Raw genomic sequence first — 26,721 nt, 5'->3', positions numbered from 1 at the left:
ATAATTTTACTCTTTAAATTATACTTTAAATTTTTGAACTGTCAATAAATTTTGCACTAAAGTTGGTAGTATTTCTCCTGCTTTACCAAATATAGAATAATCAGCAACCTGAGTGAGCGGAGTCTCATTCAGGTTAATCTCAAGGATAAAGGCACCAGCCCTTTTAGCAATATAGGGAAGAGAAGCAGCTGGCTCCACTGTTCCAGAGGTGCCTACAACTAACATAAAATCACAAGTTGAACTTGCATTAAATGCAGCTTCAATATGGGGAATAGATTCACCAAACCATACGACATCGGGACGTAAAAGACCACCACAATCACACTGCAGATTTTCAAGGGACTGTCCCAAAGGGACTGGCCCTTTAGTTGCATCGTAAATTTTGCCACACCTTGAGCATTTATTCTTAAATATATTACCATGTAACTCTATTATTTTTTCTGAACCCGCTACTTTATGTAGATTGTCTACATTTTGGGTGATGAGTAGGAAATTTTGTAGAGTTCTTTCTAATTTTGCAATTGCATAATGGGCTGGGTTAGGAGAGGCGTTGCGGATTATATTTCTGCGCCATTCATACCATTCCCATACTAATTTAGGATTCCTTGCAAATGCATTAGGAGTAGCAAGCTCATCGACACGATAGGTTTTCCAGAGCCCATCTTTATCTCTAAATGTAGAAATGCCACTCTCTGCTGAAACGCCAGCTCCTGTTAGTGTCACTACAAATTTAGAGTTGGAAACTTTTTTGGCTAAATTTTCCACTTTGGGTTAATGACCATTTACTTATAATACTTTGCTTTCCCTTTACTGTCAAACAAAAAATAAAAATTAGTTGACAAAAGAGTAATATTGGAGTATAAATAAAAAGATGAAGTAACATGCTTCTTTTAATCTATTAAAGTTTCACATGCAAATTCATAAAATATACAATCCAAAGGAAGTAGAGGGTAAGTGGTACAAGTTTTGGCTTGATAACGGCTATTTTAATGCAAGCCCTAATCCTGAACTTAAGCCATTTTCAATTGTAATACCACCACCAAATGTAACTGATGTCCTGCATCTTGGGCAAGCTCTAAATAACACAATACAGGATATATTCATTAGATGGAAGCGGATGCAGGGATTTGAAGCTGAATGGCTACCAGGAGTCGACCATGCAGGGATTGCTACTGAAGTTATAGTTGAGAAAGAAATACTGAAGGGCGAATCAAAAGAAAAAATAGGTAAAGAGAAATTCATTGAACTTGTGTGGAAGTGGGTGCATGAAAAAAAGGATACTATCATTGCGCAACTTAAAGATATTGGATGCTCATGTGACTGGACGCGGACAAGGTTTACACTTGATGAAGGGCTATCCAATGCGGTTTATGAGGCTTTTGTTAGACTTTATAAAAAGAGGATGATTTACAAAGGGGATTACATTGTTAACTGGTGCCCGAGGTGTGAGACTGCACTTGCTGACGAGGAAGTAGAACATAAAGAAATTAATGGTAAACTTTACTATATCAATTATCCAATCTTGCCTGTCGACGGACAGGTAAAAGGTAAAAATAAATTTATACAAGTAGCTACTACTCGACCTGAAACAATGCTCGGTGATACTGCTTGTGCAGTTAATCCAAAAGATAAAAAGAATGCTAAGTTTATTAAATGCACGGCAATACTCCCACTTATGAATCGTGAAATACCCGTTATTTCAGACGATGTAGTTGACCCAAAATTTGGTACCGGAGTGGTTAAGGTTACACCCGCTCATGACCCAATTGATTTTGAGCTTTCTATTCGTCATAATTTACCGAAAATACTTATTATGGATAAGCGGGGAGTGATTAATGAAAATGGTGGTAAATATAATGGGCTCGATAGATTTGATGCAAGGAAGAAGATTCTATCTGAACTCAAAACTATTGGGCTTCTTGCAAAGACTACACCTTATCGTTACTCATTAGGTCACTGTTACAGGTGCAATACTGTAGTTGAGCCAATCCTATCTGAACAATGGTTTGTTAAGATGAAGGAGATGGCTAAGCCAGCAATAGAAGCAGTTGAGAATGGCATAATTAAGTTTTATCCAGATAGGTGGAAAGGTGTTTATTTGAACTGGATGTATAATATCAAAGACTGGTGTATATCAAGACAGATATGGTGGGGACATCGCATCCCTGTATGGTATTGCAAGGAAATGCTAAATGAAAAATGTAAAATGCAAAATGGGGTTATTGTTTCTACTAAGAGGCCGGAAAATTGTCCTTACTGCGAATCAAAGACATTAGTTCAAGATACTAATGTACTTGATACTTGGTTCTCATCCTGGCTATGGCCATTCTCTACATTTGGGTGGCCAGAGGAGACAGATGAACTTAATTATTTTTATCCCACTTCTATGCTTAGTACTGCATCAGAGATAATCTTTTTCTGGGTTGCACGCATGATTATGGCGGGCTACGAATTTACTGGAAAGCCGCCTTTCAAAGATGTGTATATACACGGAACTGTGAGAGATGCACAGGGTAGGAAGATGTCAAAATCGTTAGGTAATGGGATAGACCCGAGAGATATTATAAAGGACTACGGAACAGATGCGATGCGTTTTTCACTTATAACTGCGGCTGGTGAAGGTCAAGACCCTCATATTGCAACTAATACATTTGAAAGTGGTAGGAATTTTACGAACAAAATTTGGAATGCGTACAGACTTATTGCATCACTACCGGACGCAGAAGAAAAACCGGGTAGAGGCAGGTCTCCTGACTTGCCTCTTAGTCTTGCTGACCGCTGGATATTATCACGGATACATAAACTTACTAAGGATGTGACTGAATTACTTTCAAGATATAAATTACAAGAGCCACTTATGCGGATTTACGACTTCTTATGGCACGACTTTTGTGACTGGTACCTTGAAATTATTAAAATAAAGAAGTGTAAAGGAATTGCATTGGAGATTCTTGACCGTAGTTTGAAGTTATTACACCCATTTATGCCATTTGTAACAGAAGAAGTGTGGCAAATGATAACACATAAAGAACCATCAATTATGGTAAGTAAATGGCCGGAGGCGGAGACGGGTTACTTTGATTCAGATGCCGAAAAAGGATTTGAAATTATCAAAAATATTATAATAACATGCAGAAATACAAGAGCTACTATGAATATTCCTAAAACTAAATTGATAAGACTTTTAGTAAAGTGTGGAACTCGTGAACGCTCAATTATTGATGAAAATAAATTATACATTGAGAAATTAGGTAAAGTTAAGGCAATTGAATTTACAGAGTCTGTGCCTAAGGGATGCACCATTAAACTCACAAAAGGAGTAGAAATATTTATACCGCTCTCAGGTCTTATAGACTTAAAAGCAGAACTCAAAAAACTTGAAACAGAGCAGTTAGAAGTTAGCTCGCTTCTCAAAAGCATTCAAGCCCGTCTGAGTTCACCCGATTTCCTTTCAAAAGCACCACGAGAGATAGTAAAAAAGACAAGAGAAAAGGTAAAAGAATATGAACAAAAGTTACTTAAACTACAAGAGCATATTAATTTAATCAAATTGTAATCTGTAATTTGTAATCTGCGGATACTACCTATCCTTGTTATCCTGAGTAAAATAAAGAATCTACATAATCAAAGATATTTATTTTAGTCGATGCCATTCGATTTAACCGCCAAGATTGGAGTTTGAACAATGAAAAGTTTTTTGACTTTTTAGGATGATGTAAAACCAATAAGGACTTGATGTAAAAAAAATAGAAAAATATAGAATGAAAAAGAAAAGTGTAGAAAATATATTATTATAGGATGAAATTTGAAATCTGAAATTTGGAGTTTTTATTGAGAGATGTGGCTTAAGCATATAATACAAATAATTGGTAAACTGTCGCTCACAAGAGAACAGGCAAACCTTATGTTTGGATACAATATGAAACAGGGAGCTAAGGGAATAGTGCTACAGAGAAGAAAAAATAGGATATTTATTAGAAGCTTGATGCCTAAAACACGGGTTAATACTAAAATGCAACAAATGAGGGAGAAAAAAATGAGCTTTATATCAAAAATAGGAAGTAGACATATGCAAGACTTAATCGACCCAATATGGACAAAAGAGAGAAACAAGAATAGGACTCACCACAAGTACATATCAGGATTTAATATGTTTGTCAGTCTCAATATGAAGGGGATAGGAATACCACCAGATTGGAAAAATATGCTCATTACTATAGGAAAACTAGCACCACCAGAAGTTTTATACAGTACATACTCAAATAAAACAATAAAAATGAAAATTGAAGCAAGACAGCATAGCAAAAGTGAAAACAAAGAAATAGGAATTGGAGTGCTTGATACTAAAAACTTTGAACTCATACATATTGAACCAAAACAATACAATACAGAGACTGAAATTAGGATAAAGGTTAAACAGTTTTTACATCACCCAATCCTATATGTGTATTTTAAACAGAACAACGAATACTCTACATCTACAGCAATAGTGCCTAAATATAGACATGGCTAAATATATAGGATCCATAATTGGAACAATATACGGAAGTATTGGAGAATTCGTATTCTCCAATTATAAAGGAATACGAGTCGTTAAAAAAAGAAATAGAGAAAGAAAAAGCTATGCATCAATTGAGATGGTTAAAAAAGCTAAAAGGGATGAACTTGAGATGGCTAAAATACCAGTTAAAGAGATAAATGCTAAAATGGTATTTGCCGCAGTCAGCTGGATAGGAAAGGAACTGTTTGAACCCATTATAGTACCTGTGTGGGAGCCTATATGCAGAGCTAAAAGAGTTGCAATGAGTGGACATAACCTGTTTATGAAATACAATATTACCCCTTTATATCAATCAATACCTGATAAAGACAAACTATATGGAAGCAAAAATATGCCAGATATTAAAGTACTAACACTCACCCAGGGAAGACTTGAAACAGCTCAAATTACTAAAGCTAATTATTTAAATGGAAAAATAGAATTACAATGGAAAACTGAATGCTACTTTAACGGTAAACAAGAAGATGAGGCTTATCTCATAATTATACAATGGACTATAAACGAAAAAGATGAGATACCAGATGCTAAACCGTGGACTACAATCAAAATATGGAACAGTGGAGAAAGCAAAAACACAATTACACCTATTGCTAAAAGAGGAGACGGAAAAGCTTACATCACCATATCTACTAAACTCAATAGACTAGATGACTTTATTATATATTTATTCTTCTATAATAACAAAATTGGCTACTCACCAACTACAACGGCTAAAATACAAAAATATTGAGCAAAGGTGATTAAGATAACAAGGACAAGAAAGGGACAAAGGACAGACCCCATATTTTCCTATTCCTATATTGTATGGTAGAGACAACGGTCAACGGAGAGAAGGAACCTGAGTATTATAATGTGAACTGGTCTACCAAAGGCTTTCCATCTGGCGTCTATTTTGCAAAATTTGTATCAAAAGATTGCATAAAGGCAGAAAAACTTATTTTGCTGCGTTAAGTACCTAAACCCTAAATTCTACTATTTTTACTTTTGAGACGGTCTCCCAACTATCAAATATAGCGAATCGCCCGCCTTTACTGTGGCCCCAGCTGGTGGGGATTGGAGTATAACTATTCCTAATGAAGAGGGTTCTGCAGCATACTTAACTACTAAATCTAAGCCAAGTTTATCTACCTCTTCTTTTACCTCTTTTAAGCTTCTTCCTGTAAGTTCGGGCATAGTGCTTTGTTTCACTACTCCACTTACAAAGATGTCAATCTTATATCCTTTAGGAACAAGTGAATCTGTGGATGGTATGGTATAAATTACTTTGCCCTCAGGGACTGTAGTTGAGTATTCGTAATTTAATTCGCCTAACTTAAATCCTGTTCTTTCAATTAAATTTTGTGCTTGAGAGACCAGCAACCCTTGAACCCATGGAACTTTAACTTTCTCTATCCCTTTTGAGATGCATAACTCTACAATCCTTCCCTTCCTTACGCGCCTTGTAGGTAAAGGGATTTGAGAGATAACAACACCTTCCGGCATATTGCTAAATTTTTGAGCTTTTACTTCACTTTTAAGCTCAAGTTTAGATAGCGTATTTTTTGCGTCTTCTAATGTTTTACCGCAAACATCTGGGACAGTTGTTTCCTCATGTAGTCCCACCCATAGGGGCATAACGATGAAATTAAATCCAATCACACCAAGTGCAAAAGATACAACAATTATCAAAATTACAATCCCAAATGTCTTCATTTCTCTTCCCTATTTATAGTAAAATAGATAGGAGTTTCTTTACTCACTTTGGTATTAGCAGGTGGGTCCTGGCGTATAATTATACCAAATCTATATTCTTCATCGCATGTATAATAAATATCTCCAATTTTAAGTCCTTTCTCCGCTAAAATCTTCCTTGCTTGCCATAATGTCTTTCCAAATAAGTTTGGGACAGTGATTAAATATGCTCCTCTACTTACAATGAGGTCTACAATTTTACCTTTCTCTACAAACTCATTTGGGCCGGGAGAGCTTAATATAATAGAATTAGGAGCTGAATCAGAAATTTCATATTTGACTTCACCAACCGATAGACCAATTTCATTTAGTTTAAATTCTGCCTCGTCCAGTGGCATTCCTATAAGATTTGGCATTTTTATCTTCAACGGCCCTTTGCTCAACACTACTCTAATTAATGTTCCCTTTCTTACTATGCTCCACGGAAGTGGTTGTTGTGATATTATCTTACCTTCAGGGACGATGGTATCAGCGCGCTCTTCTTCTACTATAATTTCAAGACCGCTTTTCTCAAGTGTAGTTATTGCTTCCGAAAGTGTTGTTCCATCAATTTTTGGTACTTCAACCCATTTGAATTTAAAAAAGAATTGAAAAATTCCGTATGAAACACAAGCGGCTACTATGAGAGAAGTGAAGAATGATATTAAAAAATACTTTATTTTACTTTCTTTCTTTTTCCTCATTTTTTAAAACTTGAGCGCATGCATTAAATACATCTTCCACCTTAATTGTTTGAATAGCTTTGCAAACTGGGATATATCTTAGCCTAAGACCCCATAAAAAGTTTCTGTAAAAGTGGAAGCATGGTGCACATCTAAGTTTTGGTGTCACAACTATCACACTTCTCCCTAATGGGGCGAAATTTTTTGGGTTATCTGCACCGTATATTGCAACTACAGGAGTGCCAAGTGCAGCTGCTATATGAGTAGGCCCGGATGCATGTCCTATAAACAAGTCACACTCCTCAATAATAGCGGCTGATTGGAGTAGTGTCGTCATTCCTGCAAGATTTAAAGCTTTTGTATGGATATGATTCTGGATATAGTTACATAATTTTACATCACTTTTACCTCCAATTAGCAATATTTGGGCGTTAAATTTTTCAATGATGGAGTTACAAAGCTTAACAAGATTTTTGGCTCCCCATTGTTTATTCTTATTGCATCTTGCCCCAGGATGTACAGCTACAATTGGGTGAGGGATATTTTTTAACATAGCTTGTGCAAACCTCTTTCCTTTTTCTCCAATAAAGAGTTCACACCCATTTGTATCTCTTAACTTTACTCCATCTATCTTATCTACCGCTCTTAGATAATACTCTGTAGAGTGATAGTTATTATCACTCACAGGATAAAGCCACCAAAATGGATTTCCACTAAAGCTCACTCTTTTCTTAATCCTACAAAGTATAAAAAATAACTGGATAGGACCTGAACATTGAAGTCCAATATCATATCCTTTAAACTTTAAAACAAGTGCAGGTATTGATAAAAGAGGAGAGTATACAATTTCGTCAATGTACGGAGTATGGCTTAATAACTCTTTTCCACCTTTAGACTGAGTTAAGACTGCAATTTTGGCATCCGGGAACTTTTTACGCAATATCCTGAATACTGGAGTCGCAAATACAACGTCGCCTAATCCAGGCCAAACCGATACAAGAATCTTTACTTGCCTGCTTGACGGCAAGGTAGGCCTGACAGCAGTCAGGTTAGATACCTGTTGACCCAAATCCATGTGAACCTCGTTTTGTAGACGAAATTTCTCTCTCTGTTATTTTAACACGGTATGACTTTGCAATTACAGGCTGGGCAATCCGCATTCCATACTTTACTTTAAATTTCTTTTTAACTCTAATGGTTACTTTTTTGGCTCTAACCGTACATCTTGTTGTAAAATAGTTGCATTTGAAATAAAAATTGGAATCTTTTTACTTATGTAACCCGGTGCTTTAATATGTAAATAATAAGAACCAGCTTGCACCCATAGTCTATACTCTCCGGATAAGGAATCCGAATAAGTTGATGCATCCTCATCGCCAACTAATTTGATGGTTGCATAAACTGGTTTTTCTGTCTTTTTATCTAATATTCTGCCAGTAATTGACCAATCCACTGCCCTTAACAATTGAAAATCTAAATTTACTAAATCGCAGTCCATCACCCTAATAACTTTCTCCTCCCACTTATAACTGGGACAATCTGCCTTTATCCTATATGCACCGGCTTTTTTTAGAACAAGCTCATAAACTCCACCTTTACTTTTTATCGTTCCAGAAACCGGCCCTATAAAGGTAATCGTCCCAGGGATAGGCTTTTTTGATAGTAAGTCACACACACTTCCTTTAACTAATATATTTGCACTTGGTATGGCCGGTCTCTTTAAATTAAAGTTTAAATTCATAGAAAGCATCAATCTTGGCGTTTTTACAAGCGTATCATCTGGAACCCAGTCAAAGTCAGAAATTGGAAAATCGAGGCCAAAATTTAGATTTAATATGTCTTTAAATAAGAACTTTATCTGTGGAGTAACAGAAGTTATTATGTCATCTTTTGAAAATTCTATTCCCGGATGAAGATAAGGTAGAAAATTAAATTCTGTACCTCCTCCCAATGCGATAAGTCCTTTTTGATAACCATTGTGGAAGTGAGAGACTTGCGTGTATCCAATGTTAAAATAAGATGTACCAATTGAGGATTCAAATCCGAGAAGCCATCTAATACCAGTCTCTAAATCATAAAGTTTTGTCGGCTTAAATTCATCTACAATATCACTGGGGATTTCTTTTGCTGCTAATCGACTTACCCATTGATTAACCCATATTATAAATCCGTTAGCCAAGGAATATTTACCAACCTTCAACGGGAATCCTGTTTTAACACCAAGTAAGATTTGCGGCATATCCACAAATCGTGTATCCCCAAGTATTACCCGCTCTATATACTTTACATATCCATGATTTGCCAAGAACAGCTCCAATTGCGGTAAAATTGTGTACCCAACCCCATATAACCCATCGCCATACCAATGTCTATCACGCAATATATCAGGTCTCGGGCCATAAGTCCCAAATACATCGCTAAATAGGTAGAGTGTCTTCTCTTTGTAAAAATAAGGAGATACACTGTGGAATAACCCTTTGTTATCAGGATTAACAGGATATACAAGAAAGGCAATAATTAGGATTATTTGCATAATACCTGATTACACAGATTTATTTGAGATTGCACAGATTAAAACATAAATCGCTATTTCCATCTGTGTAATCATATTTTATAATTCAATGTCCCCAACGGGAGTCGAACCCGTGTTACCACCTTGAAAGAGTGGTGTCCTAACCCCTAGACGATGAGGACATTAGGCCGTGCGGGATTCGAACCCGCGACTCCTGGATTAAAAATCCAGTACTCTACCGCCTGAGTTAACGGCCCATTTTATTTTAATATACTATCTTTAATAAAAGTTGTCAAGGATTTTTTAATTAGCGTCAGTTGAAAGGTTAAGCAGTCTGAGTGTGCTGGAAAAATAAAAAAGGGGAAAACTCCAGTAATTAAAACTTGATTTATGGGAAATTTATTTTATAATTAAAAACATATATGATATGATAAGTAAAGGATTGAATTTTTTGACTTTTCTCATTATTGGAATTTTTTTGCTATTAGAATTTAATTCATACTTATATATCAAAGTCCTTAAGAACAAGATAGAGGTCAAGGCATTTTTAGAGGATGACGCAAACTATTATTCATTAAGTTCAAAAATTGAAAAGTTAGATGGGGTTAAAGAAATCATATTTGTTTCTAAAGAGCAAGCACTTCAAGAGTTTAAAAGAGACTTTAAAGATAGCACTCCATTCCTTAGAGAAATGGATGAAAATCCGCTACCTGCCTCATTTAAAATTATCTTAAGACCAGAGTGTAGAACAACTGAATACATTGATTCAATAAGGCACTCAATTAAGGCTTTGCAAGGAATCAAAGAAGTTGTTTATGGTAAAGGATACACTCAAAGTGTATGTGCAATCTCAAGTTACTTTAAACAGATTTCATCTGGAATAGGTGGCTTATTATTTCTCTCGCTTATATTTACACTTGCTGTGACTTTGAAAGAGAGGGCATCCACTTTAAAGAATAAATTAGCATCACTTAAGGTAAACACTACGCCTGATAAGCCTATGAAGGCTGAACAAACTCAAACAGTATATCAATTCAATGGTTACAGATGGAAATTTAGTTTAAGAAACTTTATTGAAGGCGTACTTTTGAGTGGAATAGCCATGCTTGCAATTTATTACATTTACAAATTTGTTTTAGTAAAGATAGCAGGTTGGGTTACTTTTTTACCAGTTAATTTTATATTAGGGTTTATCGGTGGTTGTGGAATGCTAACTTTTATCATTTCATTAATTGTGATTAGAAAAAAGAGCTTTCAAATACTTGACAATTTGTAATAATTAGGATATAATTTATTAGCCTAATGGAAGATTTAATAAAAGAATTCAGAATTGCTATCAGCAATATATTATTGTATCCACCTGAGAGCCGTCTTATTAAAGACTCTCTGACTACTTGCCACAAAATTTTATCCGATGCACTCAAAAAGGAAAAGACATTCATTATAAGTGAATCTGAAGGCAAAATTCTTGCTAATGGTAAGCCAATTGAGGCTCAAGGAGGTATATTTCTTGATTCCCTATACGCATGCAATATTAAAAGTATAACATTTAAACCCGGATTCACTCAAGGAGAGTTGTACACTTTTCTTCGTAATTTATCAGAAAAACAAAAAGCTGAACCTAAGGGACTTCCCCATATTGAGATAAACGAAAAAGTATATGTATCAATAGGTGAAAAAGACATTGTTATTGAAAAAGGGAAAGAGGGTATAGCTCCACAGGAAAAGATACTACAAACTCTTGGTGAGCTTTCCAGCCTTATGAATTCAATTGATAACAAAGAGATAAAAAAGAGAATAAAATTAGAAGTCGTAAAGAGGTTTTCACTCGATGACTCTGAAATCTTATCTGAATTACTCAAATCAAAACCAGAGATTAGTGCTGATTTATTTGGTGAAGTAAAAGAAGAGGCGCCTACGGCCGTAGCGCCCAGTGTTCAGATTTCACCAGTAGAGGAAGTAAAAACTTTTCTTAAGAAAGACACAAGTTTTCTACTTAAGGATGAAGTACTTCAAAAAATACCAACATTGCTTCAAAGCCTTCGCTCGCCAAATGAGTTAGAACTCGCCAGTGAGTTATGCGATAAGTTAGCCGCTAATCTTGAGGCATCTATTACAGATGTAAGATTGAAAACAGTAATATCATTTAAAAAGTTATACTCAATAATTGAATCTTTAACTGATAAAAAAATTGTTGAGCGAGTTGATGAGAAATTTATTGAAACTGGGCGTAAAGAAACAAACAGTCAAATTTACCAAGAGTTAGCAAGCCTGCTTGAGCATGCAGCTAATCGATATTTAAAAGAAGGAGATTATGCCAAAACCCATGCTATTACAGGTATGTTTAGTGAACATGTAAAATCTATGGAGTTTGAAGAGCGAAAGAAACATGCAAGAGCTACAATTGATAGATTAGTAAGTAGCGAACTTACAAGACTGCTTGTAGATGACTTATCGTCAACTGATGAGTCTAAACAAAGTAAAGCATCTTCAATCCTATTAGACCTTGGAGAATCTTGTGCTTCTCCACTTATTCAGAAGATTAAAGAAACATCAGACCTCAGACTACGCAAAAGTGTTGCTGACCTTTTAGTAAAAATTGGCAATGAAGCTGTGAATCAATTAATTAAAGAACTTGAAGCAGATACATCGCTCACACCATCATTAAGGATTTTAGATGTGTTAGATGGGATTGGGCATGAAGCACAGGTTGTTGAGGGACTCCATAAAGAATTAGCTAACCCAAATTTTCAAGTCCGTAGAAAGACGCTTGATATCCTCTGCCAAATAGGGACAGAGCCTGCAAAGGAGGTATTGCTTGAAGCAGTTGATGATGAATCCTACATCATCAAGGAGAGGGCAATTGAATTTTTGGGTGATATGAAATATGAACCTGCAGTCCCAAAACTAATTAAACTAATCGAGTCCAAAGAGGAAAAAGAAACAGTCCAGGTAGAGGCATGTAAATCTTTGGGTAAAATTGGTAATCCAAGTTCAATTCCTATACTATTTAAAATGACGTCACCTAAGACTATATTTTCTACAGGTAAGTCAAGAGAAATAAGGATAGCCGCTATTGAGGCACTGTCAAAACTTGGAGATGATAGAATCAAAAAATTTATAAATGATAAAGACCCATTTGTGCGAAAAATCACTAGGGAGGCAATTGGTTCGCAGAATCCTTTGGAAAAGGAGCCCGATTAATGCGCCTCTATACATTTAGAGGTGGTGTCCATCCATCACAGTGTAAGAATTTAACTCAAGGTAAGCCCATAGAGGAAGCTCCTACCCCTAAAATTGCGGTCATTCCATTAGCACAGCATACGGGAGCACCTGCTAAACCATTAGTAAAGCCAAAAGATGAAGTCAAGATAGGAACTAAAATTGGTGATATACAAGGTCGTATATCTGCTTCAGTACACTCAAGTATATCAGGTGTTGTAAAGAGTATTGAACCGAGATACAGTCCAGCTGGAATTACTACGCTTTCAGCAATTATTGAATCAAATAACAAAAACGAATATGATAAACCTATAGAACTTAAAGATTATGACTCACTTACTCCATCCCAAATTGTCAATATAGTTAAAAAAGCTGGAATTGTTGGGCTTGGAGGCGCAGCTTTTCCTACACATGTAAAATTATCACCACCTAAAGATAAACCTGTTGACACAGTTATTTTAAACGGTGCTGAATGTGAGCCATACCTTACTGCAGACCATAGACTTATGGTTGAGCATCCAAAAGAGATACTTGAAGGTGGTAAACTTATATTAAAAGCTCTTAATGCTAAAATAGGATACATTGCTATAGAGGAGAATAAACCAGATGCAATAGAGAAATTCGTGCAAATTGCACCTGAATTTAAATTCAAACTTTGCATTATGCACACAAAATACCCACAAGGGGGAGAAAAGCAACTTATAAAGGCAATTACAAAGAGGGAAGTGCCATCCGGTGGGCTACCATTTGATATTGGAGTATATGTCCAAAATGTTGGTACAGCGTTTGCAATCTATGAAGCATGTAAGCATGGAAAACCACTCATTCAAAGGATAATAACTGTTACAGGTAAAGTAAAGGAGCCCAAAAATTTAAGAGTAAAGATTGGGACTCCTTTTAAAGACTTGATTGAATTTTGTGGTGGTTATAATGGTGAGCCAGATAAAATTATAATGGGCGGTCCAATGATGGGGATAGCACAGCCAAACGATGAAGCTCCTGTAATAAAGGCAACTACAGGTATATTAGTTCTTGGAGCGAAGCGGAAATCCAGATTTATCGGGAAAGGGAAGGATAGTGTTTCTATTTTTAAGGAAGAGGTCTGTATAAGATGCGGCTCTTGTGTTGAAGTGTGTCCAATGGGACTATTGCCATGCACAATAGGAGACTATGTAGCAAATAAAAAAATTGATAGAGCAAAAGAGTACGGAATACTTGATTGCATAGAGTGCGGGAGCTGTGCATGGGTATGCCCAGCAAACAGAAATCTGATCCACTTATTTAAATACGGTAAATTGATACTTCAAAAATAACAGCTGTCAAACTCAGGTAATTTAAGGTGGTGTTAACTTAATGTTCTTAGTTTATACGGATATTGTATCTGTAGTTCTTTCTTACCACACGGTGGGTTGCTCTCATTAGGGCAAGAGTGCAGACAATCACCACAACAATTCACAAGGTGAAAATCTCCATCTTCTCCTTTAATGTGGACAAAATTCCTTTTTATACCTTCGCATGACGGTATTCCTTTTGAATCGTATTCTTTGGGTAGTTCTAAGCATACAGCATAAGATAGCCCATATTTTTCGGCTTCTCTCCTCAATATTGAATGAAATTTAATTCTTGTATCAAGAGATGCCATAAATCGTTTACTTTTAGGATAATCATTTATTGTAGGGGTTTGATTAATCAAACCCCTACAGCCATAAATTTTTTCTACTTTTGGGATGCAATCTTTCCAATTTGAGTGCAAGATGGCATCAAGTAATCTCTTCATAGCTAAAGTATTATAGTAGCCAAGCGATCCAATTATATGTTGTACACCACTATCTGCAAGTCTGTTTATAATCCAGCACACTTCATCAAGTTCAACAAATCCAAGTATTGTAGGGTCTACTCGTCCCACAACTGGTATTCCATATCGGGTTAATTTTTTAATTGCTTTAAACCTTTCCTCAATAGGGGATGCATAAGGAGATGTGATTTCATGCTTCTCAGGTGTAGCTTCTACAGTCATTGCTAGATACCAGTAAGGATACAGTATAAGTTCTGGTATATTGTTGATAAGTTCTAATGCCCCATCTGCAGATTTAGTCAGTATATGGAAACTTAGTTTGTATTTGATAATTATTTTTATTACTTTAAATGTAAGCTCTCTCACTTCAGACACTGGTTGGAGTGCATCACTTACTTGTGATATATAAAATGGGGGCAAAACTTTTGCCTTCTGTATTTCTTTTTCCAATTTATCTGGCACATTTTCATAAATTACAAGCTCATCTTCAACTGACCATGGGTATGCTCTCGCATAGCACATTGGGCACTTATGGATACAGGCTCCTGAGTGTGTTACAGATATAAGTGCAGTATGTGGACATTTCCTGCGAGCTTTAGGATACGGAAAATCGTGTATAACATTCCCTTTAAGTTCTCTAATTTCTATCATTGATGTAAACAGGGTAAGCGGTGAATTTTTAATTTTTTGGTATTTGATTTTTGATATTTAATATTATTTTAATACGCTCCCTTTTGAGAAATGACAGCCGGTATTGTACGTAAAAGTATTTTGAAGTCAAGCCAAATTCCCCAGTTATCAATATACTTAAGGTCTAAATCCATCCACTTGTCAAAATCTATTTCATTCCTCCCCGATACTTGCCATATACAGGTTAGGCCGGGTTTCATTGATAATCTACGCCTTTGCCATCTTTCATATTTCTCTATTTCAGATGGCAGTGGTGGACGGGGACCGACTAAACTCATATCACCGTGTAATATGTTGAGAAGTTGAGGTAATTCATCAAGACTCATTCGCCTCAAGAATTTACCAAGCTTTGTAACTCTTGGGTCGTCTGGTATCTTAAATACTGCACCTGCCATAATATTTAACGGAATAAACTCTTGTTGCATAGATTCAGCCCCTTCTACCATTGTCCTAAATTTGTAGAATCTAAACTTCTTTCCATTTAATCCGGCTCTCTCTTGTATAAAAAATACGCTCCCTTTAGAGCTTAATTTTATAATGCAAACTATCAAAAAAAACAATGGTGAAGTTAACAAAAGCAATAAAAAGGCAATTATCCTATCCATAGTATATTTAAATATAAGTGCAACAGACACCACTGGTGCTGTGGAGAAAGTAAAAAATGATATCCCACCATAAGCTTCTACATCTACCCTTGCATCTGTAGTTGGGATCGCCCATGATATAGGAATACCCACTTTCTTACATAATTCTATAAGTCTCAAATTGAAATCAGAATTGTCAACTATAGAAACTACCCAGTCTATAGGAGTAGTTGATATAGTATATTCTAACTTACTCATATCACTAAAATTGGAGTTCAATTCTAAAGTTCCAATTGGCTTAAACTTTAAAGGAGAATGGCGTGTTAAGAAGTTGTAAAATATCGTCGCCTTTTCTCCTCCTCCTATTATAAAGACCGATTGTTCTCCTAATAGTAGAGTCCCAACCTTTCTTGAAAGAAGGATAAATATAGTATTGATAACGCCAAAAAATACAAGAAATAGCCTTGATTGAATATATGCTCTCCTAAAGAAAAGCACGGCAAATAGTATTCCCATACCCTCTGCAATTGCTTTAAAGCTTGAAAGATAAACATTGCGTTCGCCAAGTACATCATATGCTTTCTCGTAAACAAACAAAATACACCATACGGGAATAATAACTAAAAGTAGCCAACTTACTGTGTCAAATCTCAAGCTAATCTCACCCGGCAGATGCAGTGATGCCCTTAAATAAAATGCTAAAATGAAAGATAAGCAAGTAAGTAATAAGTCTATTAGCAGATTTACTTTTGCAAATACTTGCAGCCTCTCTTTTAACATTTTTTTACACTTTTTATAACTAACTTGGACAAAACAATAAAAAATACCCTTAGAACAAGCCCAAGACTTGCAATTACTGCAAAAATTAACGGTAGCTGATACTGCTTTTTAAAAAATTTATACATCCCAAAATTATGGTGTACAATTGAGTTTAGCCAATATTTACTTGTACTGGCTCCAAGTTGATGGTAAAACACTGCACCAGGAAAGTAATAAATATCAAGCCCCCCTTTTTTCAATCTATAACAAAAATCTAAATCCTCTACAAAAATGAAGAAATCTTCGTCAAAATATCCAAATGTTTCCAATATTTCACGCTTTGTAAGCATACAGGCTCCTATTATCCAATCCACTTTTTGTTCCTTATTGTAATCAAGGTCAGTTAACAAAAACCCCTTAGAAAATGGGTTACCGGGAAAAATCCTTCTTATAAGGGAAAGTCTGCCAAAGAAGATACTTATATAAGTCGGAAAGCTACGACACGACAGCTGTAGACTGCCATCAGGATTAAGTAATTTACCACCCACACATCCTGCATGAGGTTTTTGCTCCATAAATTTAACTATCCGCTCCAGAGCCCCTGATTCTGGGACAGCATCCGGATTTAAAAATAATATGTATTCACCACGACTCCTTGATATAGCTTGATTGCTTGCCCTCGCAAATCCTACATTACTCACATTCTTAATTAGCCTTACATATGGAAACTCTTCTCTTAATAGATTTACGCTGCCATCCGTAGATGCGTTATCAACAACTATTGTCTCAAATTCAAATCCTGGTGGAGTAGAATAAATTGAGGACAAAGTTCTGTGTAAGAAATTCTTAGTATTATAATTTACTATGATAATGGAGAGTTTCATGAATTGCTTCACCTACACTCTTAACACCAATAATTTTTATACCCGAAGAAATCTTGCTATATTTTGAAGGCACTATGCATCGAGTAAGCCCAAGCCTTTCTGCCTCTTTTACTCTCTTCTCAATAAGTCCTACAGGCCTAACTTCACCAGTAAGTCCTACCTCCCCTAATGCTGCAGTCTGCTCAGCTACAGGGGTATTTCTTGCACCTGAAACTATTGCCAAAATAACAGCTAAATCACTCGCTGTCTCCTCTATATGAAGCCCACCAACTACATTGATAAAGACATCCTGTGTACTCACTTTAACGCCGACTCTCCGTTCTACAACTGCTAAAAGCATTGTAAGTCTCTTGTAATCTATACCTGCACTCACCCTTTGAGGCATCCTGTATCCACAAGGTGCAAGTAGGGCTTGAATTTCGACAAGAAATGGACGAGACCCCTCCATAGCACAAGTTACCACAGTCCCTGGTGGATTCTCATGCCTTTCACCTAAGAAAATAAACGAAGGGTCCTTAACCTCAGAAAGACCTTCCTCTTTCATCTCAAATACACCGATCTCCTGTGTAGAGCCGAATCTATTTTTAGCTGCTCTTAAAATTCTATAATAATGATTCTTATCTCCCTCAAGATAAAGTACAGCATCAACCATATGTTCAAGTGTCTTTGGACCTGCAATTGTTCCCTCCTTTGTCACATGCCCTATTATAAATACTGGAATCCCATTTGATTTAGCTATCTCCATCAGCTTCAATGCACAACCCCTAACTTGTGTTACACTCCCGGGGAGGGCATCAATTTCTGTGTGATATACTGTCTGAATAGAGTCTATAATAACAATATCGGGCGACAGCAATTCAATCTCTTTTACAATTTCTTCTATATCTGTTTGAGCTAACATATAAATCTTATTCTCAGCTACCTGAAGTCGTTTTGCCCTTAATTTAATCTGAACAGGCGACTCCTCACCTGAAACATAAAGAACGCTTATCCCATTTCTTGCAAACATATCAGTAGATTGTAGTAAAAGTGTAGATTTGCCAATTCCGGGTTCGCCCCCAACAAGAACTATTGACCCCTCTACAATACCGCCCCCAAGAACTCTGTCAAATTCATTTATTCCTGTGGAAATTCGGACTGTCTTTAAGATTTCAATTTCAGATAGCAGTTTTGGCTTAACCTTAGTGACACTCTTGAATTTGGGTGTTATCACTTCCTCAATAAATGTTTCCCACTTACCACAATTTGGACACTTACCAAGCCATTGGGGTGAAGAATAGCCACACTCCTCACATAAGTATCTCTTTTGTTGCTTTGCCATCAGAAAATCTTTAAATAGCGGCTAGGATTCTCTTTTATATCCTCAGCAAGCCCTTTTATTGCAGAGAGGGTCGTTTTGAGCTCTAAATATAAGCTATCTTCATTTACAAGCTTACTTATCGTCCCTTTCCCATACCTCATATCGTAAACGAGAGAATCTACATGAGAAGCAGCAGATGATAGATTGTCACCTGCTTTCCTTAACTTATCAAAATCATCTTTTAATCCTTTGGTAATACTTTTTAAATCGCTTTCATTCTCTTTGACTATTTGCAATAAGTAAGTAGTAGTTTCTTGTAAATTTTGCAAAATTATAGTAAAAGATTTCATTAAATTTGCATTCTCTGCAACTGTAAATAACTTGTTAACCTTATCCCCTAAATTACCTATTAACGAAAAAGGTATACCGAGGCTCGGCTCACCGGGGATTAAATTTTTAGTATCAAATGGAATATCAGATGTCCCGGGGTCAAGTTTAACATACTTTGTCCCAGATATCATAGCTACATCAAGTATTTCTGAGTATGCATCACTGTAAAGTTTAACATCTTTACTTAATAATACTTTAACTTCTATATATCCTTTCTTAAATTCAATACTTTTAACTCTACCCTTTTCTACTCCCCAAACTTTAACTGGGTCGTTAACCTTAAGTCCTGTAACATCGGGAAAGCTAATACTCACCTCGTAATTTTTTGCACCAAACTCAATCTGTGCTAACCAAATCCAGCCTACAATCAATATCACAACGATAGCGACTACAAAAATACCTGCCTTTAATCCTTTATTCATATACCCTCCCTTTAACAAATTCATCAATCTCTTTATTCTCAGAATTCTTTATCTCATCAGGAGTACCTTCAAAAATAATCCTGCCATGTGATAGCATTGCAATTTTATTACCTATTTTATAAGCAGAGGTTAGGTCATGAGTTACAGCAATTGTAGTAATTGAAAGCTCTTTTTGTAGGTCACATATTAGTTCATCTATTTTTTTTGCTGTTACAGGGTCGAGTCCTGTAGTTGGTTCATCATAAAGTATATAGTCAGGGTTCATAGCAAGTGCCCTCGCTATTGCTACTCTTTTCTTCATGCCACCCGATAACTCAGAAGGAGTTAACCTCTCAGCACCATCAAGATGGACCAATGCCAACTTCTCCTTAACAATTCTATTTAATTCTTTTTCTAAAACCCTTGTATGCTCACGTATACCAAGAGTTATATTATCAGCTACAGTAAGTGAATCCAATAAAGCAGACCCTTGAAATACTACTCCTATACGACGACGTAATTCAAAAAGAGGCTGTCCATAAAGAGTTGTTACATCCTTACCATCTATTACTACCTTGCCAGCATCAGGTCGTATCAATCCCACTATATGCTTCAAGAGAACAGTCTTGCCGCAACCGGAACTCCCAATAATTACTGTTGTGGTACCATCAGGAATCTCAAGATTAACTCCTTGAAGTACTTTATTATTACCAAAAGATTTCGTAAGATTTGAAATACTTACCATCTTAAAATACAATCTGTGCAATAACAAAATCAAAAATCAGTACAAGTATGAATATAGAAACAACTGCATATGTTGTTGCCTTACCCACTCCTTCAGCACCACCAGTAGCTCTAAATCCATGATACGAACCCATTAATCCAATTATTATACCAAACACAAATGCCTTGAGAAGACCACCCCAAAGTATATGCTGCATAAACTGAAATCTTAATCCTTCAAGGTAAACCAAGGGCTTTATATGTAAAAGAAATACTGAACAGACTCCTCCACCAACACAAGCTATAAATTCAGCCGCCACTGTAAGTAATGGTAATGCAATCGCCCCTCCTATCACTCTAGGAAGTACTAAATATCGTATAGGGTCAATAGCGAGTGTCTCTAAAGCATCTATTTGTTCTGTTATCCTCATAGAGCCAATCTCAGCTGTTATTGATGAGCCTACTCTACCACCAACAATTAGACCAGTCAGTAGCGGTCCCAATTCTATCATATAAGCCTTTATCACACTCATCCCAACATACACATCTGGAAGATATTCACGGCCTTGAAATGCAGCTTGATAAGCAGTTACGGCACCACCAAAGAAGTTAGTTACCAAAACAATTAGGAGCGACCCCACCCCTATAAATACAATTTGCTCTATTATCAGGTGAGTTGATTTATAAAATCTTGGAATAGTCCGAAAAACATCCTTAACAAAAAGTGCCACATCCCCTATGTATTCAAATGTACCCTTCATCCTTCAACTGCTTCCTCATCTAACATACTTACTTCACCCTTTGCACAACTCTCAAACCGTGTGTATTCTTTGATAAATGTTAATGGAATCTTCCCAATAGGGCCATTACGCTGCTTACCAATAGTGATTTCAGCAAGCCCTTCATTCTCTGGTGTGTGTCGGTATCGCTCTTCACGATAAATGAACAAAACTACATCCGCATCCTGCTCAATAGCGCCTGACTCACGAAGGTCAGAAAGTACAGGTCGCCTATCTACACGAGCCTCAACAGCCCTTGAAAGCTGAGATACAGCTATGACAGGAATATTAAGCTCCTTAGCTAACCCCTTTAGTGACTGTGATATAGCTGAAATTTCTTGCTGCCGAGTATCAGACCGCGGACCTACGACAAGCTGTAAGTAATCTACAATTAAAAGCTTAATATCGTACATTGATTTTAATCTCCTTGCTTTTGCACGTAACTCAAGAATTGGAATCCCAGGAGTATCATCAATAAAGATTGGCGCATTGGAGAGTAAACCAGCCGCTGTTGTCAACTTAGGCCAATCTGTTTTCTTTACAAAACCAGTCCGTACCTTGTGAGAAGACACTCTCGCCTGTGAACAAAGCATCCGCATCACTACCTGCTCCTTTGCCATCTCTAAACTAAATATACCTACACCTAATCCCTGAGTTATTCCTGTGTATTCTGCTACATTTAGGCAAAAAGCAGTCTTACCCATAGAAGGCCTGCCTGCTACAATAATGAAATCAGATGTCTGAAAGCCAGCTGTCAAACGGTCAAGATCAGGAAAGCCAGATGGAATACCTGTAATGTATTTCTTCTTTTCAGAGAGCTCTTCAATTAACTCGAAGCTTGACTTTAAAACAGACTTTACATGAGTAAAACCCTTTTCTACACGTTTTTCTTTTATGTTAAATATAAGTTGCTCAGCCTGATCAAGAATCTCGTCTACATCTGAACTTCCATTATACCCGGATTCAATAATACGATTGCACGATTTTATCATATCACGAAGAGTAGCCTTGTCTTTTACAATCTTTGCATAATGAGTAACATTTGCTGAGGATACCACTCTATCAAGTAAAGTAGTTAGATAACTTGCCCCACCCACTGCATCGAGTTCGTCCTTCTTTTTTAACTCCTCCGTGAGAATTACAAGATCTATAGGAATATTTTTGTCATAAAGCTCAACTATTGTGCGATAAATTTTTTGATGTTCATCCGTATAAAATGATTTATCAGTCAAAATTTCTATTACGCGTGATATGGCTTCCCTATCAATGAGCATTGCCCCCAAAACCGATTGCTCAGCCTCAAATGCTTGTGGTTCCTGTTTTGCCTTGTCCACAGGATTCTGCGAATTTGCCATCATACACCTCCATAACCAATTTTAAATCCCTCTTAACATCGCCACTCCATCCAGGGTGATAAAGTAAAGCTGCAGGATGATAAGTTGGGATTACTAATGCATCTTTATATTTATAAACTTTACCCCTTATACTCGAAAATGGTCCGGATAGGCCAAGCAAATAGTAAGTAGAATATCTACCTAAAGTACATAATATACTTGGCTTTATTATCTCAAGCTGATGTTCAAGATAGATACGACAATTCTCAATTTCTTCTGGTAAAGGGTCCCTATTATCTGGAGGACGACATTTGATTATATTAGTTATGTAGACTTCACTCCTATCTAACCCCATTTCTTTTATTAACTTTGTTAATAATTTACCGGCTTCACCAACAAATGGACGTCCTGACATGTCTTCTTCTCTACCAGGTGCCTCGCCTATAAAAACAAGTTTGCTACAAGGATTGCCCTCTCCAAATACAAGGTTATTTCTCGTCCTATATAAATTACACTTATTGCAATTCTTTATAGCATAGTAATAATCTTCAAGTTCACTGGCTTTCTTTGTAGCTATATCCTCATTACATTTTTTTATAGATGCACCCTTTAATATTGACGTAGCCGTTTCCTCTCCGGTAATATTTTTAGAGAAGCGTAAAAATTGCCATCCACCCTCTAACTCAATCACATCTTTACCCAACAATTTTTCATTCTGAAGCCATTTTCGGATAAGTCCATTTAATTCATTATGATTCATTAGAATACTATTACATCAAATACACACTTATGTCAAGTAAAAAGACCTACTTAAATAGAACATCTTTAAAGTAATGCAGATGCACGAGTGTTAATTTTTGTCAAAGTAGTCTCAAGGTACTCTCTTACATACTCATCTATCTCTTCAACCCATATAGGGGAATCCCAATAAATTACACACCGCGAAAATGGGATCGGCAGGTTAAACCTATCCCAACTTCCAAATGTTATTTTATTTGAAATACCAATCCCTATAGGTATAATAGGTAACCCCGTGTGTTTGGCGATTCTCAAAACTCCATCTTTTACCTTATGCCTCGGTCCTTTAGGACCATCCGGTGCAATAGCAAGTGAACTTTCGTCTAATTTAAGAAGCTCAAATAACCCTTTTCTACCCGTATCTGTACTTGTAGCTTTCACTATTCTATATCCAAATGGCTTTATTATTCTTGCCAAACATTCGCCATCCCTATGCTCGCTCACAAGAACAGCAGTATTTCGAAATCTGTTAGTTTTGGGTCTGAAAAAATATATAAGAGGGAAAAAACAGTCATGCCAAAATGCATAAATTGCCCTTTCTCTATTAGTTATAAAGGTAAAACCGTATCCTACATTGCTTATCCTAAGACTTCTACCTATCACAATAAGTAGTAATTTACCAATCCACGAAATAAATCTTGTTTTAAACTCATCCATGTTGAGTTTTATCCGGGTTTACTTTAAGTTCAAATACTGGCTACCACATAATCAATTATCTTCTTTGCAACTTCAGACTTTGGAAGTAGTGGCAATTTTTTTATTTTTAAATTGCAATTGATAAGACTAACTCGAGCCTCATTTGAGCCAATTGAAGCTACATCATTAGAAACTATGAGATTGAGAGCTTTATCTCTAAGCTTAGTTTTTGCCCATTTTATATGCTCATCGGTTTCTAAAGAAAAGCCAATAATAAATAGCCCCTTATTCTTCTTCCTTACAAGCTTGAGAATATCGTGCGTCCGCTTTAATTTTATATCCATATACTCATTTTTCACTTTTTTATCAAATTGTTGAACAGGTGTATAATCTGCGACTGCAGCCGCCATTATAAGTATGTCAGAAGCAGAGGCTCGTGATAAAACCTCTAACTCAAGTTCATTAGTAGTTCTCACATTTACAAGTTTCACCCCAGATGTAGGGACACGCCATGGCGTGTCCCTACTTGATGGACCTGAAATAAGGGTGACATCGCCGCCCCGCCTCCTTGCCTCATATGCAAGTGCATATCCCATTATACCAGATGACCTATTAGTTATACATCTCACAGGGTCAATGTCTTCTTCTGTCCTACCTGCTGTTACAAGAATCTTCTTGCCATTCAGTTCATTAGATGAGTAAAGAATACGATAAGTCTCTTCTACAATGAATTCAGGAGTTGGAAACCTACCTTTCCCAATCTGTAAGGTAGAAAGTTCACCAATAACTGGCTCTATAAAGTGGTAGCCAAGTGATTTCAATTTCTTTATATTATCTTGAAGTATTGAATTTTCCCACATCCCTGTATCCATGCATGGCGCAAAAATGACAGGTGACCGAGTATCAGCAATTATACAGGAGAGCGCATCATCAGCTATTCCTGACGCTACTTTACCTATTAAGTTATAAGTTGCAGGAGCAACAAGTATAGCATCAAGAGTTGCAAGCTCAACATGGACTGGTGTCCTCTTTAACTCAAAAAAATCAAATATAACTTCGTTGCCAGAAAGCGTATAAAATGAAAGAGGGGAGACAAACTTTGTTGCCTCCCGAGTTAATACACAGAATATATCTTCACCCTTTTTCTTAAATAAACGCACAATTTCTAATGCTTTATAAGCTGCTATACTACCTGTTACTCCCAGAACTATTTTTTTCATCTCTTGTCTCACTTTTAACTAAATCTTTAAGTACTTTAACAACTATATCACTTATATCACTATCACCTTCGCTTTTTATTTCTAAAACCCGCTTCACCTCTTCAACTATCTTAGTTATTGCCTCATATTTATTGCCGTATCTGTTCCAAATATCTTCTATTGGAAGATAATAAGCTCTATCTTTTTTATTTTTGTCTTTTTTCTGCTTTTTCATATAATCTCTTAAAGCTACATTCCTCTGCTACTATTATTGCCATAATCTTGTTCACTGTTGTCCCAAGACTTTCATTTACAACAACATAATCAAATTCACTTGCGTAATGTAATTCTGCTGTAGCTGCTTTTAATCTCTCACCAATTACTTTGAACGAATCCTTATCACGCTTAAGTAATCTCACTTTAAGTTCGGATATAGAGGGTGGCAAAATAAAAATACAAACTGACAGCGGATAGGCCATCTTTATGCTTCTTGCACCTTGAATATCTAAAGTAAGCAGCACATGATGACCAGTATTTAAATATTGGAGCAATGGCTCTTTTGGAGTGCCGTAAAGGTCACCGTAAACTTGAGCCCACTCATAAAATTTGCCCCTTTTTATCCAATCCTTAAATGTAGACTTAGAAATAAAATAGTAGTCCTTCTTGTCAACTTCACCATCCCTCGGCTTGCGAGTAGTAGCAGATATAGAATATCTAATTTGAGGACTCTTTTTAAGTATACACCTGCATATCGTTGTCTTTCCTGTGCCTGAGGGTGCAGTAAGAACTATTGGAAATGGGGTAACTTTACCTAACATTTTATCATTAATGTGAACTGATTGTAGGGGCAGGTATTGTGGTTGCCCAAAACGAAATAAGTTACCCCACTGTCATTGCGAGCGACAGCAAAGCAATCTACATTCAGTCTAAATCTATGATACATTTTCAGCCTGCTCTCTTAAGTCTTCAAGTTCTTTTTTGAGTTCTACTACAACTTGAGAAACACCAACATCCTTGACTTTAGCAGAAATAGTGTTTGCCTCACGTTGCATCTCCTGAATGAGAAACACAAGATATTTGCCAGAAGGTCTCTTACTATACAGTATGTTTTTGAACTTCTTAAAATGGGCTTTTAATCTTGATTGCTCTTCGTTGAAATCCTCTTTCATAAGTAAGAAAGCAAACTCTTCGTCAATTTTGTGCTCATCAAGTCCATCTTTTATAAGAGGAGTTATCCTTTTCAGAAACTGTTCCCTTCTCTCTTTTTGTTTTGGGACACGCTGATCGATTACTTGAAGCAATTTATTTATCTTTTTAAAATGTGTTTCAATATCTGACAACAATTTCTTACCCTCCTCTAATCTTGACTCAATTAAACAGTCAATACAAGAGTTTATAACCTTTTTAACTACACTCCACGGAGGAGCTTCTTGTTTTGTAAAATTGAGAAAAAGGTCAATTGGGATAGAGCTCTCCTCTAACCCAAGAGAGAGTTTTAAATTATTAATAAAATCATAATACGCCTTAGCTCGTTTAATGTCAAGCTTAATATGAGTCTCCTCTACAAAAATTTTTAAAAAGACTGCCCCCCTTTTGATACGCTCTTTTAATAAAGTTATTATTTTAAATTCATAACAAGAGAGACTTGTAGGAATGCTGAGAGTTGCATCAAAAAATCTATGATTTAGAGCCTTTAGCTCACAATGAATGTGGCTATAGGTAGCCTCCCCATAGCCAGTCATAGACTGGATCATTGCCCTC

26 protein-coding genes, 2 tRNA genes and 1 pseudogene are annotated in these 26,721 nt (G+C 36.3%); 7 read left to right on the top strand and 22 right to left on the bottom strand.

Features of this window, described 5'->3' with window-relative positions; genetic code table 11:
- Positions 1-18: 18 nt before the first annotated feature.
- Complete coding sequence (locus QMD71_00390; protein ID MDI6839308.1) at positions 19-765, bottom strand: NAD-dependent deacylase; 747 nt, start codon at positions 763-765, stop codon at positions 19-21.
- 145 nt (positions 766-910) lie between these two features.
- On the opposite strand from QMD71_00390, the gene QMD71_00385 reads away from it, so the two are divergent.
- The 4 genes from QMD71_00385 to QMD71_00370 all read left to right on the top strand — a co-directional run bounded on the left by QMD71_00385 (position 911) and on the right by QMD71_00370 (position 5,512).
- The gene (locus QMD71_00385) at positions 911-3,556 is read left to right on the top strand and encodes a valine--tRNA ligase (protein ID MDI6839307.1); all 2,646 of its coding nucleotides are present in this window, start codon (positions 911-913) and stop codon (positions 3,554-3,556) included.
- A 282-nt stretch (positions 3,557-3,838) separates the two neighbouring features.
- Positions 3,839-4,513 carry a hypothetical protein gene (locus QMD71_00380; GenBank protein MDI6839306.1) on the top strand — a complete coding sequence of 225 codons (675 nt, stop codon included), beginning with the start codon at positions 3,839-3,841 and terminating at the stop codon, positions 4,511-4,513.
- A complete protein-coding gene (locus QMD71_00375) occupies positions 4,506-5,291 on the top strand; it encodes a hypothetical protein (protein ID MDI6839305.1) in 786 nt (261 codons plus the stop codon). Before QMD71_00380 ends, QMD71_00375 begins: the two co-directional genes overlap by 8 nt.
- A 74-nt stretch (positions 5,292-5,365) precedes the next feature.
- A complete protein-coding gene (locus tag QMD71_00370) occupies positions 5,366-5,512 on the top strand; it encodes a hypothetical protein (GenBank protein MDI6839304.1) in 147 nt (48 codons plus the stop codon).
- 27 nt (positions 5,513-5,539) lie between these two features.
- Here the strand turns inward: QMD71_00370 and QMD71_00365 are convergent, their stop codons facing one another.
- From QMD71_00365 to QMD71_00335, 7 genes and pseudogenes are all read right to left on the bottom strand, one after another.
- Positions 5,540-6,253: a PASTA domain-containing protein gene (locus QMD71_00365; protein ID MDI6839303.1), complete on the bottom strand. Its 714-nt coding sequence runs from the start codon at positions 6,251-6,253 to the stop codon at positions 5,540-5,542.
- On the bottom strand, positions 6,250-6,975 hold the full coding sequence (locus QMD71_00360) for a PASTA domain-containing protein (protein MDI6839302.1): 726 nt from the start codon (positions 6,973-6,975) through the stop codon (positions 6,250-6,252). The genes QMD71_00365 and QMD71_00360 overlap by 4 nt, the downstream gene beginning before the upstream one ends.
- Positions 6,953-8,029, bottom strand: coding sequence for a glycosyltransferase family 9 protein (locus QMD71_00355; protein MDI6839301.1), 1,077 nt, complete (start codon positions 8,027-8,029; stop codon positions 6,953-6,955). Before QMD71_00355 ends, QMD71_00360 begins: the two co-directional genes overlap by 23 nt.
- Positions 8,004-8,141: pseudogene (locus tag QMD71_00350) on the bottom strand (dUTP diphosphatase). Before QMD71_00350 ends, QMD71_00355 begins: the two are co-directional and overlap by 26 nt.
- Positions 8,142-8,152: 11 nt before the next feature.
- Positions 8,153-9,487, bottom strand: coding sequence for a hypothetical protein (locus QMD71_00345; GenBank protein MDI6839300.1), 1,335 nt, complete (start codon positions 9,485-9,487; stop codon positions 8,153-8,155).
- 89 nt (positions 9,488-9,576) lie between these two features.
- Positions 9,577-9,648 (bottom strand) — tRNA-Glu (locus tag QMD71_00340).
- Positions 9,649-9,650: 2 nt separating this feature from the next.
- Positions 9,651-9,723: transfer RNA gene (locus QMD71_00335), tRNA-Lys, on the bottom strand.
- A 170-nt stretch (positions 9,724-9,893) separates the two neighbouring features.
- On the opposite strand from QMD71_00335, the gene QMD71_00330 reads away from it, so the two are divergent.
- The 3 genes from QMD71_00330 to rsxC are packed head-to-tail and all read left to right on the top strand — an operon-like array spanning position 9,894 to position 14,001.
- The gene (locus tag QMD71_00330) at positions 9,894-10,742 is read left to right on the top strand and encodes a permease-like cell division protein FtsX (GenBank protein ID MDI6839299.1); all 849 of its coding nucleotides are present in this window, start codon (positions 9,894-9,896) and stop codon (positions 10,740-10,742) included.
- 26 nt (positions 10,743-10,768) lie between these two features.
- Complete coding sequence (locus QMD71_00325; protein MDI6839298.1) at positions 10,769-12,670, top strand: HEAT repeat domain-containing protein; 1,902 nt, start codon at positions 10,769-10,771, stop codon at positions 12,668-12,670.
- Entirely contained in the window at positions 12,670-14,001 is a 1,332-nt protein-coding gene (rsxC, locus tag QMD71_00320) for an electron transport complex subunit RsxC (protein ID MDI6839297.1), read from the top strand. The genes QMD71_00325 and rsxC overlap by 1 nt, the downstream gene beginning before the upstream one ends.
- Before the next feature lie 32 nt (positions 14,002-14,033).
- On the opposite strand, the gene QMD71_00315 is transcribed toward rsxC, so the two are convergent.
- From QMD71_00315 to QMD71_00250, 14 genes are all read right to left on the bottom strand, one after another.
- On the bottom strand, positions 14,034-15,134 hold the full coding sequence (locus QMD71_00315) for a radical SAM protein (GenBank protein ID MDI6839296.1): 1,101 nt from the start codon (positions 15,132-15,134) through the stop codon (positions 14,034-14,036).
- 68 nt (positions 15,135-15,202) lie between these two features.
- Complete coding sequence (locus QMD71_00310) at positions 15,203-16,537, bottom strand: sugar transferase (GenBank protein ID MDI6839295.1); 1,335 nt, start codon at positions 16,535-16,537, stop codon at positions 15,203-15,205.
- Positions 16,531-17,343 carry a glycosyltransferase family 2 protein gene (locus QMD71_00305; protein ID MDI6839294.1) on the bottom strand — a complete coding sequence of 271 codons (813 nt, stop codon included), beginning with the start codon at positions 17,341-17,343 and terminating at the stop codon, positions 16,531-16,533. Before QMD71_00305 ends, QMD71_00310 begins: the two co-directional genes overlap by 7 nt.
- 25 nt (positions 17,344-17,368) lie before the next feature.
- On the bottom strand, positions 17,369-18,721 hold the full coding sequence (radA, locus tag QMD71_00300) for a DNA repair protein RadA (GenBank protein MDI6839293.1): 1,353 nt from the start codon (positions 18,719-18,721) through the stop codon (positions 17,369-17,371).
- A complete protein-coding gene (locus QMD71_00295) occupies positions 18,721-19,512 on the bottom strand; it encodes an MlaD family protein (GenBank protein ID MDI6839292.1) in 792 nt (263 codons plus the stop codon). The genes radA and QMD71_00295 overlap by 1 nt, the downstream gene beginning before the upstream one ends.
- Positions 19,505-20,236, bottom strand: a complete 732-nt coding sequence (locus tag QMD71_00290) for an ABC transporter ATP-binding protein (protein MDI6839291.1) — start codon at positions 20,234-20,236, stop codon at positions 19,505-19,507. The genes QMD71_00295 and QMD71_00290 overlap by 8 nt, the downstream gene beginning before the upstream one ends.
- 1 nt (position 20,237) lies before the next feature.
- A complete protein-coding gene (locus tag QMD71_00285; protein MDI6839290.1) occupies positions 20,238-20,975 on the bottom strand; it encodes an ABC transporter permease in 738 nt (245 codons plus the stop codon).
- Positions 20,972-22,351 carry a replicative DNA helicase gene (gene dnaB / locus QMD71_00280; GenBank protein ID MDI6839289.1) on the bottom strand — a complete coding sequence of 460 codons (1,380 nt, stop codon included), beginning with the start codon at positions 22,349-22,351 and terminating at the stop codon, positions 20,972-20,974. Before dnaB ends, QMD71_00285 begins: the two co-directional genes overlap by 4 nt.
- Positions 22,293-23,087 (bottom strand): uracil-DNA glycosylase, encoded by a 795-nt coding sequence (locus QMD71_00275; GenBank protein MDI6839288.1) that lies wholly within the window; start codon positions 23,085-23,087, stop codon positions 22,293-22,295. The genes dnaB and QMD71_00275 overlap by 59 nt, the downstream gene beginning before the upstream one ends.
- Before the next feature lie 65 nt (positions 23,088-23,152).
- Positions 23,153-23,782 (bottom strand): DUF374 domain-containing protein, encoded by a 630-nt coding sequence (locus QMD71_00270; protein MDI6839287.1) that lies wholly within the window; start codon positions 23,780-23,782, stop codon positions 23,153-23,155.
- A gap of 29 nt (positions 23,783-23,811) precedes the next feature.
- Entirely contained in the window at positions 23,812-24,981 is a 1,170-nt protein-coding gene (gene coaBC / locus QMD71_00265; protein MDI6839286.1) for a bifunctional phosphopantothenoylcysteine decarboxylase/phosphopantothenate--cysteine ligase CoaBC, read from the bottom strand.
- Positions 24,950-25,195 (bottom strand): hypothetical protein, encoded by a 246-nt coding sequence (locus QMD71_00260; GenBank protein MDI6839285.1) that lies wholly within the window; start codon positions 25,193-25,195, stop codon positions 24,950-24,952. The genes coaBC and QMD71_00260 overlap by 32 nt, the downstream gene beginning before the upstream one ends.
- On the bottom strand, positions 25,167-25,778 hold the full coding sequence (gene gmk / locus QMD71_00255) for a guanylate kinase (protein MDI6839284.1): 612 nt from the start codon (positions 25,776-25,778) through the stop codon (positions 25,167-25,169). Before gmk ends, QMD71_00260 begins: the two co-directional genes overlap by 29 nt.
- 114 nt (positions 25,779-25,892) lie before the next feature.
- Positions 25,893-26,714: a DUF1732 domain-containing protein gene (locus QMD71_00250; protein MDI6839283.1), complete on the bottom strand. Its 822-nt coding sequence runs from the start codon at positions 26,712-26,714 to the stop codon at positions 25,893-25,895.
- Between the last annotated feature and the right edge of the window lie 7 nt (positions 26,715-26,721).

It is taken from the genome of bacterium (genome assembly GCA_030018315.1).
Lineage (GTDB): Bacteria > Hydrothermota > UBA3073 > JACQXS01 > JAGMCI01 > JASEGA01.
This window is presented reverse-complemented; position numbering and strand designations above follow the sequence as displayed.